This is a genomic window from Thalassotalea montiporae, assembly GCF_053485855.1.
Window position 1 is genome coordinate 86375 of the sequence record NZ_JBQRUO010000001.1, and the last position, 12145, is coordinate 98519.

The window sequence follows — 12145 nt, forward strand, 5'->3', positions numbered from 1 at the left end:
CGTTTATAAAAACAGGTTACTCCAACATGTCTAAACGATTTTCTAGCCGCTTGATGGGTCAATCAAGTGCGTATAGCGCAAATAAACTTTCGGCGATTGCCTTAGCCGTTGGTATGGCGTTCTCGTCAACCACCTTTGCTGCTGATGCAAAAGCAGACGAAGCTAATGCCACTGAGAAAAAGTGGTCAGTTAATGATCCACAAGGCCAGTTCACTTCCACCAAAATTAGTGTTGATCAAGGTACTTGGATGAATATTGATATCAGCCCTGATGGTAAAACCCTTGCCTTCGATTTGTTGGGTGATATCTACACCATGCCAATCTCAGGCGGTAAAGCAACGCCATTGATGACAGATATTGCGTGGCAAATGCAGCCGCGTTTTAGCCCAGACGGCAAGCATATCGCTTACACCTCAGATGAAGACGGTGGCGATAATTTATGGATCATGAATGCCGATGGCTCTGGCGGTAAAGCAATCACCACAGAGACTTTCCGCTTATTAAACAGCCCAGCATGGTCGCCAGATGGTAACTATTTAGTCGGCCGTAAGCACTACACTGGCGCACGTTCATTGGGCGCAGGTGAAGTATGGCTTTACCACAAAACCGGTGGCCAAGGGGTGATGCTAACCAAGCGTCCAAACCAGCAAAAAGATTTAGGCGAGCCGGCATTTTCACCTGACGGCAAATACGTTTACTTCTCACAAGATGAAACACCGGGCAAAACCTTCCACTACTCGAAAGATTCAGAAAAAGGCATTTATAAAATTAAGCGCCTAGAGCTGGAAACTGGTGAGATTGAAGTCATTCTTTCTGGTCGCGGCGGCGCCATTCGCCCAACGCCGTCACCAGATGGTCGTTACCTAGCGTTTATCAGCCGAGATGATTTCCAATCTAAGCTGTACTTGTACGATCTACAAAGTGGTGAGCAAACGCTGGTTTATGACGACTTAGAGCGTGATATGCAGGAAACTTGGGCAATTCATGGTGTTTACCCAACCATGGCGTGGACACCAGATAACAAGCACATTGTATTCTGGGCAAACGGTAAAATTAACAAGCTAGATATCGCGAAAAAATCAGCCAGCATTATTCCATTTAAAGTGGAAACAGAGAAAAAGCTGCAAACCGCGGTGCGCTTTGAACAAACCATTGAGCAAGATGAATTCGACGTAAAAATGCTGCGTGATGTGGAAATTTCACCAGATGGCCGCCGCGCGGTTTTTGAAGCTATGGGGCATATTTATACGCGCAGCCTGCCAAACGGTAAGCCGAAGCGTTTAACCAAGCAAAGCGAGCATTTTGAATACAACCCAAGCTTCTCACGCGACGGTAAGAAAATTGTGTACGTGACTTGGGATGATAACGACTTAGGCCAAATTCGCGTCGCGTCAAGCCGTGGCGGCAAAGGTAAAGTGATCACCAAAGAGCCGGGTAAATATGTTGAGCCTAGCTTCTCACCTGACGGTAAAACTGTGGTTTATCGAAAACTTTCAGGTGGTTTTATCACTAATCCGGTTTGGGGCTTAAATCCGGGTATTTACGCCGTATCAAGTAAAGGTGGCGAGTCTAAGCTAGTGACTGAAAACGGTTTACAACCGCACTTTGGTAAGCGCAATGATCGCGTTTACGTGGTGCGTAACGGCGAGAAAACCCAGCTGGCGCGCATCGACTTAGATGGTCAACACGATACCACACTCTACCAAGGCAAGTTTGCCACTGAATACAAGGTGTCACCTGATGGCGAACACGTGGCGTTTGCTGAGCGCTTTAAAGTGTTTGTAACGCCTTACATCGAACGTGGTGATGTCATTGATACTGGGCCAAAAGCTAGCAATCTACCTGTGAAAAAGCTATCCATGCGTGCTGGTGAAGGTATTAGCTGGGGTGCAAAATCAAACGAGCTGTACTGGAGCTTAGGTGCTGATTTATACCAAACCAATGTGAGTGGTTTATTTGATATTGCTGATTCGTCAGAAGAAGCAAAAGAAGTAGACGCCGATAATAAAATTGAACCTAAACAAACTTATTTAGGTTTCAAACACAAAGTCGATAAGCCATCCGGTACCCTTGCTTTTGTAGGGGGTAAAGTAGTGACGATGGAAGGCGAGCAAGTGATTGACAATGGTGTGGTTATCGTTGTAGGCAACACCATTAAAGCAGTAGGCACTCAAGCAGATGTTGCGATTCCAAGTGGTGCAAAAGTGGTTGATATTACTGGCAAGTCCATTATGCCGGGCTTAATTGATGCTCATGCCCATGGCCCGCAAGGCTTGGAAGAAATTATTCCACAGCAAAACTGGAAGAACTACGCTGGCCTTGCCTTGGGTGTGACGACAATTCACGATCCTTCAAACGATACCACTGAGTTCTTTGCGGCGAGTGAAATGCAAAAAGCGGGTGATATTGTCGCCGCTCGTTTGTATTCAACCGGTACGATTTTATACGGGGCAACCGTTGCGGGTTACACCTCGCATGTTGATAGCTTAGATGATGCTAAATTCCACGTTGAGCGCTTGAAAAAAGCTGGTGCCTTTAGCGTGAAAAGCTATAACCAGCCACGTCGTAACCAACGTCAGCAGTTTATTCAAGCGGCGCGTGAGTTAGAGGTGATGGTAATGCCAGAAGGCGGCTCGTTATTGCAGCATAACTTAACCATGTTGGTTGATGGTCACACTACGCTAGAGCACTCGATACCAACTGAACATGTTTACGATGATATTAAACAATTATGGTCGGCCTCAGGCATGGCGTACACGCCTACTATGGGTGTCGCTTACGGTGGTATTTGGGGTGAAAACTTCTGGTACGATAAAACTGAGGTGTGGAAGCATCCGCGCTTAAGCCAATATGTGCCGTCTGAGTTTTTAGACCCACGTTCTATGCGTCGTCCAACTGCGCCGCATCACCACTATAACCATATGAATGTCGCGCGCGTTGCTAAAGAAATGCAAGATCTTGGCGTTGAGGTTAACTCAGGTGGTCATGGTCAACGTGAAGGCTTAGCCATGCACTGGGAAATGTGGATGATGGCGCAAGGTGGTATGTCGCCGCTGCAAGCGCTACGCACCGCTACTATGTCGCCAGCGATTACCTTAGGCTTAGATAAGCAGCTAGGCTCGATAAAAGCAGGAAAACTGGCTGACTTAATGATTGTTGATGGCGATATCACCCAAGATATTCGCATTAGTGATCGGGTTTCTCATACCATGATCAATGGCCGTTTATATGATGCGGAAACCATGAATGAAATTGGTAACTACGACAATAAACGTGAGAAGTTCTACTTTGAGTAGTAAAGTGCAACCAAAGTAAATCTGTACCCGTTAGCCTTAACCTTAATTTAAGTTAAGGCAATCTATAAAAACCCGAGCTTGTCTCGGGTTTTTTACGTACTTTCAGTGTGCTTTTTATGCGATTGTTACGTGCTGAAGCCAATCCTTATCTAGAATGAATTATACCAATTGAAATAGAGAATTAGTTATTCAGCGAGAATTAAAAGGCTTAGAGGCAAGGCATTGATTGCAAAGAATGGTTATTCCCTTGTTAAAATCAATAACGCAGCATATAAGTCTTTTAAACTCGCCCTTGGGAGCGTGATAGCGCTCTGAATTGATCAATTCATTAATTCAATTGGTATTAATACTTGTTAACACAATAGTTTGTTAGTTACTGCCTTACCTGCTAGACAGACTATTGTTTTTAAAAGTAAATTATTCATTAAGAAAAACTACACTCTGTTGATTTGAGTTGCGATAAAAAGAGGTCACTTATTAACTTGCCGCATTCTTTACCTGCATTATTAGCAGGGCCGATATTACGTGATTGTCACCAGCATCAATTTACCTTGTGGTTGGCCACTAAGGATGCTTATCGATTTCATCTCGAATTAACTTATGATCAAGGTGAGGATACACAAGTGCTATTCTCACAGCAGTTAACAGCAGAGCAATATCACCAGATACCTTTGGGTCAGCAATGTTTTATCAATGTGATTGATATTAAGCTGGCGCAGCCGCTGCCTACCGATGCGCTTATCCATTACGACTTAAAGTTGATTGCAGATGATGGCGAGGTCGCTTTCTCATTAGGAAAAGATCTGCCTGAGCTTTGCTATGCTGCTCCAAAAGTGCAGGATGAGGGAAGTGCCAATCAGCACAAGCCAAGCTTTGCCATTAAACCAGATATTCGCCGTTTATATCATGGCTCATGTCGCAAGCCGCATTTTGCAGGTAAAGACAGCTTAGTCGAGCTGGATAACCAACTCGCAACTAGCGAATTTTCTGCCGAGCAGCGACCGTCGCTACTAATGCTCAGTGGCGACCAAGTGTATATCGATGATGTGGCGGGCCCCATGTTAATTGCCATTCATCAGCTGATCGATAAATTAGGTTTATTTGATGAATCATGGCAGCTTGCGAGTGACCATTGCCAAGCAAGTCGTTTTAGCAGAGTTAAGAATAACGATAGAGTTAAGAGTAGCGATAAAGAAGAGCACAGTATTCATAACAGCGAGCAGCTTTTTCATCATCCGCTTGGTTATTATCAACGTGAACAATTGCTGCCACACAGCAAAGCCAGTACAGGGTGGAAGCGACGTTTATTCGGGGCGCGCCGGTTACCCATTTTTAGTTCAGTTAATGCTAAAAACCACCTAGTCACGTTAAGTGAAATGATCGCCATGTATTTGCTCACGTGGTCGCCAACGCTTTGGGCATTAGTGGATATTCCTAAGCAGCCGCCCGCCAATGTTCCCCCTGAAAGCCATCAACTTTATCTTGATGAATTACAGGCGATTGAAGATTTTATCGCCGGCTTAGGCCAAGTTCGACGAGCAATGGCACATGTGCCTGTGTATATGATCTTCGACGATCACGATATTACCGACGATTGGAACCTAACCCGTGGCTGGGAAGAAGCAGCCTATGGAAATCCGTTTTCCAAACGCATTATTGGCAATGCCTTAGTGGCGTATTATTTATGCCAAGGGCTAGGTAATCAAACCCATCGTCATAGTGAATTAATAGCTCAGCATGCCACGTGGTTTACGGGGCAAGGGCTACAGCAGCATGATCAGCTGGTTGACACTATGCTGGCATTTGACCAGTGGCATTATCATTTGCCGACTAGCCCGAAAATGCTGGTACTCGATACCCGCACTCAACGTTGGCGCAGTGAAAGTAATGCAGGGAAACCATCGGGGTTAATGGATTGGGAGTCGCTAACGGAATTACAGCAACAGCTCATTCACGAGCCGAGTGTAATTTTAGTTTCGGCCGCGCCTATTTATGGTGTGAAACTTATTGAAACCGTGCAGCGAGTATTTACCTTCTTTGGCAATCCGCTGGCGGTTGATGCTGAGAACTGGATGGCACATCGCGGCACCGCGAATGTAATGCTCAATATCTTCCGTAATCGCAAAACTCCGCCACAATTTATTATTCTATCTGGCGATGTTCATTACTCGTTTGTATACGATGTTAGCCACCGCTTTATTCGCTCTAGCTCATCGATTGTGCAAATTACCTGTAGCGGCATTAAAAATGCGTTTCCGCCGAAATTACTGCACACTCTTGAGCGGTTAAATTACTACCTGTATGGCCGATATTCACCGCTTAATTGGTTTACTAAACGGCGGCGTATGCGTATTAGGGTTAGAAGACCAAGCATTGCGGTTGATAAAACTTTGTATAACGGCTGTGGCATTGGTGTGCTTGAGCTTAATGCTGATGCCAGTGAAGTTACCACACGTTTATTAATCGAAGGTGGTCAGCAGGTGAGTTTCAAGTCGCCAGCTCGCTCAAGCAACGAATAAAACAATTCTCATAACACTTAAAAATTAATAAGAAAAAGAACATACCAATGAAGCATTACCAACAATTAATTAGCATGTATGCGGCGGCGCCAATCAATGAGTTTTATCAGCCAACACTGACTATCGACGAAGGGGTTAGTGAAGTGGTTATCGAATTGCAGCCTAAACACTTGCATTCTGCTGGCAGCGCCCATGGTTCGGTATATTTTAAACTGCTTGATGATGCCGCTTTCTTTGCCGCTAACTCGCTAGAAACCGAAGTGTTTGTGGTTACCACCTCGTTTACCACTTATATCACTAGGCCAATCTCGCAAGGCAAAATGCGGGCGGTTGGCAAGGTGGTGAACGCTAACAAGTCACAGTTTATTGTTGAAGCAGTGGTTTTTGATGATCAAGATAGGGAAGTCGGGCGTGGTAATGGCCTGTTTGTTCGCAGCAAAAACCGACTTGTTGATGCTAAAGGCTATAGCAACTAATGAAAGCATTGATAAATATAAAGCTGCCCAGCACGTTAGCTGCACTTTTTATGGTCATCGCTTCTGGCGCAACGTCCGCAGATTCAATTATTGCTGAGCAACGAGCTTGGCTAGACAAGGTTAATCAATACCCTTGGTATGCAGGTAGCCAAGACTGCGCTAACGACACTCAACCTGCGATTGAAACTCTTAAAGTTAACGAGCGCACCTATATTTTTCGGCAGAACAAATGCCAGCACTTTGAAGCGCCGTTTATTTATTTACTGCTCGGTGACAATAAAGCCTTGTTGCAAGATACTGGCGCGACAGAAAGTGCCAAAGACTTCCCGCTTTATCAAACCGTTAAAGATATCTTGAATGATTTTAAACAAGCGAACCAGTTAGATAGCTATCCGCTGATTGTCAGCCACTCGCATTCTCATAGCGATCATCGCGCTGGTGATAGCCAATTTATCAATAAACCAGAGGTAGTTTTTATCGCGCCAGAGGCTGAAGCCGTCAGTGCGTTTTTTAAATTTACTCAGCCTCACAAACCATCAGATATTGTGGCGGATAACAACCCTAACTATGTTGAACAAGGTGCCATTCAGCAAAGCTACTTGCAGTTAGGTAGCCGTCGATTGATTGTAATGCCGATACCCGGGCATCAAGCCGAAAGCATCGCGATTTACGACCCACAAACCGGTTGGCTGTTAACTGGCGATACCATCTACCCAGGTCGCTTATACATTCGCGATTGGCCAGCCTTTAAAACCAGTATTCGCTTGCTGTACTTATTTGCTCAATCAAAACCGATTTCGGCACTGATGGGCACCCATATTGAAATGTCGATCACCAAGGGCAAAGACTTCCCGATGGGCAGCACATATCAGCCAAATGAATTGCCACTGCCGCTTGCACCAAGTTTACTTAACGAGCTTAATCGCGAGCTGATCAATCTAGGTGATGTGGCCGAACGTAAAGTATTGGATAAAGTCATTATTTATCCTCTTGGTGAGCCGAGTTGGTGGCAAAAAACACTGGCATGGTTTATTAAGTAATATCAGGATGCGCTAATAATCAGTAAGTTGTCATGGATTTTTTTAACCTAAAAGTCAGAGAAGTCATTAAGGAAACCAAACACGCTAAGTCGTTTTTGCTTGATGTACCCACCAACCTAGCTGGCAGTTTTAGCTGGCAACCAGGCCAACACGTTAATATCAGAGTCAAGCTTGGCGATAAAAGCTATATCCGTAGTTATTCGTTGTCGAACTGCCCGCAAACCCTTGGTTTACGGTTAACGATAAAATCGGTTGAACTGGGCGCGGTTTCAAATTTTCTATTGAAGAACGTTAGAGCTGGCCAATATTTGGAGGTTAGTAAGCCTGGTGGTTTATTCAATTTGCCAAAATCGTCCATCAATCACGCTACGACTCAGCAGGACTTAAACGCTCCACAACACCATATTTTCTTTGCCGCAGGAAGCGGAATTACGCCAATTTTTAGCATGGTCACGGCGCTATTAATGGCAAAACAAACACCGCGTAGCAAAGTGTATTTGATTTACAGTAACCGTAATCAGCGAAATACGATTTTTGCTGATAAGTTACAGGTATTAGTTGAACGATTTCCCGAACGCTTCACTTTAATGCTCTGTCATTCAAAACCTAGTTGGTTCGGGCGTAAGCATTTATGGCACAAGGGACGCGTGACCAACACGTTAGTGAAATTGGTGTTGAGCGAGCTTGCGCAAGTCAAGCAAGCGGTTTACTACTTATGTGGCCCCAACGGTTTTATGGAAACAGTTAATCAGACATTGCAACAAGCGGGGATCGACAAACAGTTTATTTTGCAGGAAAGCTTTGGTGCTGGCAGCAAAAATAACACGACTAAAGCGTCAGCTAGCCAAGCTGCTGAGCTTAGTGTTGAACTCAGTGGCCAGCAACAAACCGTCAATGTTGAGGCGAATGAATCGCTACTTGATGCAATGTTGCGTGCGAATATCGATGCGCCGTTTAGCTGTGAAGAGGGGGTGTGTGGGAGTTGCCAATGTCAGCTCATCAGCGGTGAAGTCGCAATGGTTGAAAACTTGTTCTTAAGCGACGAAGAACAAGCAGAGGGTAGTATTCTTAGTTGCCAAGCAATTGCCCAGTCAACTCAAGTAAAAATTCGCCTCTAACTCTTTCATATATTTGTAATTGTCAAGCGCGACTGGACACTGTTAAGATAACTATAGCCAGGCGATATTAAGCCTAGTGCTGAATATTTTATCAAACCCATTAGGGGGCTAACGGGATTTGATAAGGTGTTTCATTACCTGGCTTTCTTCTTTTTGCTTCCCTGCATTTTACTCACTTAACGCAATCACAAAGACTATTTCAATACCGATAATAGATTGCTGTAATCGTCGCGCCAAAGCACGTCCGCTTGATGCTCGCTTGGCCATTGGGAAATGTATTTTTTAACTTGGTAGCGCTTTATCAACTCAGTGTTGTTGGAAATTAATACCCATTGCGCGGCATTAGGTTCGCTGGTGGTAGGGGCGGTATAAAAATAATGTGCTTGCATGCCAATGGAGTTAGCTAAGTTTCGGATTAGCGACGTTAAATCTAAATGACTATTAGAGATGTGAACTGCGAGTACGCCATTTTTCTCTAGGTGCGCTTGGTATAACTGCATCGCCTCAACAGTAAGTAAGTGCGCAGGAATGGCGTCACCAGAAAAGGCATCGAGCACTAGCACATCAAAATTTTCACTTCCGCTTGTTTGTAGCGCGTGTTGCAGCAATAGGCGACCATCACCTTGGTGCAAGCTAATGTCAGCTTGGCTATTGGCTAAATAACTAAAATACTGCTGAGCGTAATCGATAACCGCTGGGTTTAACTCGTAAAAATGGTATTGCTCACCGCGTTTGCCATAGGCTGCAAGTGTGCCTGCGCCTAGCCCTACTAAACCAACTTTAATGGGCGTTATAGCGCGTTTTAGTGGCATGTAGTTTTCAAGTGCTAATGCCACACCGGTATTTGCGCGATAATAGCTTTTTGGTTGTTGTGCCAATGCCGGTTCAATGGCTTGGGTACCGTGTGAGGTTGTGCCATCAATTAAGCGGCGCTCTGCTTGACCATTCACCGACGTTTCAACCACTGATAATAATCCATAGAAGTTACGTTCACTGGCAATTTGATGTTGTGTTAGCTGTTTATCTAGCGACAGTTGAACACCGGATAAAGCGATTACCGTAAGCCCTAAAAAGCTCAACACTAAAGTACGAGGTATGGTGCCAAATGCTGTGCTAATGCCAGCTACTCCTTGTGTTGCCTTTGCTAAGCTCACCATAAGCGCGAATACAATGGCAATAACGGTGATTGGATATTCGTAGAATTGATCAAAGGCTTGTGGCGCCGCTAGTGAGACTAAGGCACTGCCCAACACTCCACCTAAAGCGATAATCAAATAAAACAGCGTCAGGTGCTCAGCGTTCGGTGCTTGTTTGATCAACTCACCATGACAAATCATGCAGCCGGCAAACAAAATGAAACTGAACATCAGCACTTGTGAGATAAAATCAAATTGCGAGCCAACCACTGGCAGCATGATGGCCATTAACGCACAAATCAAATAAAAAGCTAGCCAGTACCAGCGCACATATAGGCGCGGGCTGTGAAAAGCGATAATAAAGGTTAGCAAGTAAAGTGCGAGCGGCAATACCCACAGAAATGGCATAGGTGCAACGTTCTGCGTCATCGCGTTGGTGGTAGAAACCAGTAACATCACCCCTAGTGCAGAAAGCCCTAACCACAATGCAAGTGTGTATTTAGTTACGGCACGACTGGTATTTTTCTGCTGTTCGCTGGTGTCATTCTGATTATCCAGTTGAGTTTGGTTAGTCCCACTAACCCCTGATTTTTCAAGCTTAAGTGCCAATGCCATCATCGCGATAGCAAATGCAATAAAGCCGCCTGACCAAACAAGGGTTTGTTGTGGTAAATCGAATACGGGTTCGAAGACAAATGGGTAGCTAAGGAGCGCCAACAATGAACCTATATTTGACAACGAATACAAGCGATACGGCACCTTAGTTTCATCGCTAAAGGTTAACCAACGCTGGACTAAAGGGCCTGTGGCTGACAAGGCAAAATAGGGGAGGCCAATGGCAACGGCTAAGGTGAGTAAAATATTAGTGATTGGCTCATTTATGCCAAACTCAAGGCTAGCTGCTGGTGTCGTAAAGGGTAAGCTTAATGCCGATAAAATCAATACTGCGCCATGGGTTTGCCACTGTCGCGTAAACGATAGTCGCTGCAAGACATGTGCATAGCTATAGCCAGCCAGCAGCAATAACTGGAAGAACAGCATACACGTTGTCCATACAGTCGCGCTGCCACCGTAGGCGGGTAAAATTACCTTGGCAATAAAAGGTTGCACTTGAAATAGCAAAAAAGCGCTTAGAAAAACGGTGAGCAAAAACAGCATGGTATTGGATTAGTGACAGAAGAATAATGGCGCAATTATCTCGGTTAGTGTTGGGAAAAGCTAGCGAGTTAGGTAAACGTGAAAAACTGCGCTTTTAATCTTGGTTGGTTTGCTCGCATATTAACTGACAATAAAAAAGCCAAGCGTTTGGCTTGGCTAATATTTTAAACAGTGGCTAACGCACGCCCTAATAAACGGCTTTAGGCAGCTCACCATCGAGTGCTCTGATTAGGGAGTTGGTAAATTCTTGAGAGGGTAGCTCCAGTTGCGCTTTTTTAACAATAAGCTCTGCTTCTTCAGCACGATTATTAATAGCTAATATCGCGACTAGTCTCGATACGTCATAAATAAATCTATTTTTATGGAACAGTCGAATTTTATCTATTTTGTCTTGCGCTTGTAACCCTTTTGATTCTATTGCGTTATTTGAATGAAGATAACCAGAAACTAAGTCGGCGTAGTCAATTTGGGGCTTTGTATATTTGCTATAGAGATGGAAAGCTTGTCGTTCCGTCAAGGCCTCTCTAAACAGATGAAAGTTAGCCGATGCGACATCTGGGTGGTTTTCATCTAACCAGAGAAACAGCTCGTATGTATTATCAGCTCGATGCAAAGCGTTATTGAGACTCCTGTATTCCAGCATTTCTTCAAGCTTATTTTTAGGATTTTCTAGCAAGGTTTGTTTGAGATGATTAGTGGCATAACGCATTAGGGTTTTGGCGGGTGGATAAAAATCACCAATAACACCCCAAGCCCCTACATTGAAAGACGAACCTACATAGCTAATTGAAGGGTCAATACTAACAGCGTTTTGGTGAAACCAAATACGTTTTGCCAGAGCCAACGAATAATGTTCTGAATTTATATCCTCAGCATCATTATTTGCTAGCTGACGCAAGTTTATCGGCGCTGTTGGCGCAAACTTGGGTAAACTAGCTAAAATTGTTTCTGCCTCATTGCCCTTATTTACCCACTCACCAGCAACATTAACCAACTGACAGGGAAAGGTGCTTGCAAACTTTTTATTGTGCTGTTCACAAAGCGCTAGGGCATCTGAGTTGGCGATAGTTTGAGTGTCGCGCTTGGTCACATAACCCCATGCCCCACTAGGTGCTTGAGCAAAGCTTTTTGCACCAGCCGCTGATTGGTATTTGTCGCGATAGGCGGTATACGCGTCATAAGAGATTAATAAATCTGTGCCTTTTGGCGGCACAGAAAAGATCGCTGGGATTTCTGGCGTATTTTCGCTTGGGTTTTCAAGATTAACTGTTTCACCAAGTTTATTTGATTGCGGAGCGGCACAAGAGCACAGCAGTAGCACTGCGCTAAAAGCAATAAAACATTTCATAAAAAGTCCTTTTCGAGTCACTATCCATTGTTTCTACTAATATTGTCGTGAACT

Annotated in this window: 7 protein-coding genes; 5 read left to right on the forward strand and 2 right to left on the reverse strand. The window is 44.5% G+C overall.

What is annotated here, in order from left to right; all coding sequences use genetic code 11:
- Positions 1-113 precede the first annotated feature (113 nt).
- From ACSLUR_RS00450 to ACSLUR_RS00470, 5 genes are all read left to right on the forward strand, one after another.
- Positions 114-3296 carry an amidohydrolase family protein gene (locus tag ACSLUR_RS00450; protein WP_448552937.1) on the forward strand — a complete coding sequence of 1061 codons (3183 nt, stop codon included), beginning with the start codon at positions 114-116 and terminating at the stop codon, positions 3294-3296.
- A gap of 482 nt (positions 3297-3778) precedes the next feature.
- Positions 3779-5815: an alkaline phosphatase D family protein gene (locus tag ACSLUR_RS00455; RefSeq protein WP_448550798.1), complete on the forward strand. Its 2037-nt coding sequence runs from the start codon at positions 3779-3781 to the stop codon at positions 5813-5815.
- A 47-nt stretch (positions 5816-5862) separates the two neighbouring features.
- A complete protein-coding gene (locus ACSLUR_RS00460) occupies positions 5863-6291 on the forward strand; it encodes a PaaI family thioesterase (protein ID WP_448550800.1) in 429 nt (142 codons plus the stop codon).
- Entirely contained in the window at positions 6291-7331 is a 1041-nt protein-coding gene (locus ACSLUR_RS00465; RefSeq protein WP_448550802.1) for an MBL fold metallo-hydrolase, read from the forward strand. Before ACSLUR_RS00460 ends, ACSLUR_RS00465 begins: the two co-directional genes overlap by 1 nt.
- 32 nt (positions 7332-7363) lie before the next feature.
- A complete protein-coding gene (locus ACSLUR_RS00470; RefSeq protein WP_448550804.1) occupies positions 7364-8449 on the forward strand; it encodes a 2Fe-2S iron-sulfur cluster-binding protein in 1086 nt (361 codons plus the stop codon).
- A gap of 194 nt (positions 8450-8643) precedes the next feature.
- Here ACSLUR_RS00470 and ACSLUR_RS00475 read toward each other — a convergent pair whose 3' ends face one another.
- Positions 8644-10707 (reverse strand): spermidine synthase, encoded by a 2064-nt coding sequence (locus ACSLUR_RS00475; protein ID WP_448550806.1) that lies wholly within the window; start codon positions 10705-10707, stop codon positions 8644-8646.
- Between the two features lie 223 nt (positions 10708-10930).
- Complete coding sequence (locus ACSLUR_RS00480; RefSeq protein WP_448550808.1) at positions 10931-12091, reverse strand: hypothetical protein; 1161 nt, start codon at positions 12089-12091, stop codon at positions 10931-10933.
- Positions 12092-12145: the final 54 nt, after the last annotated feature.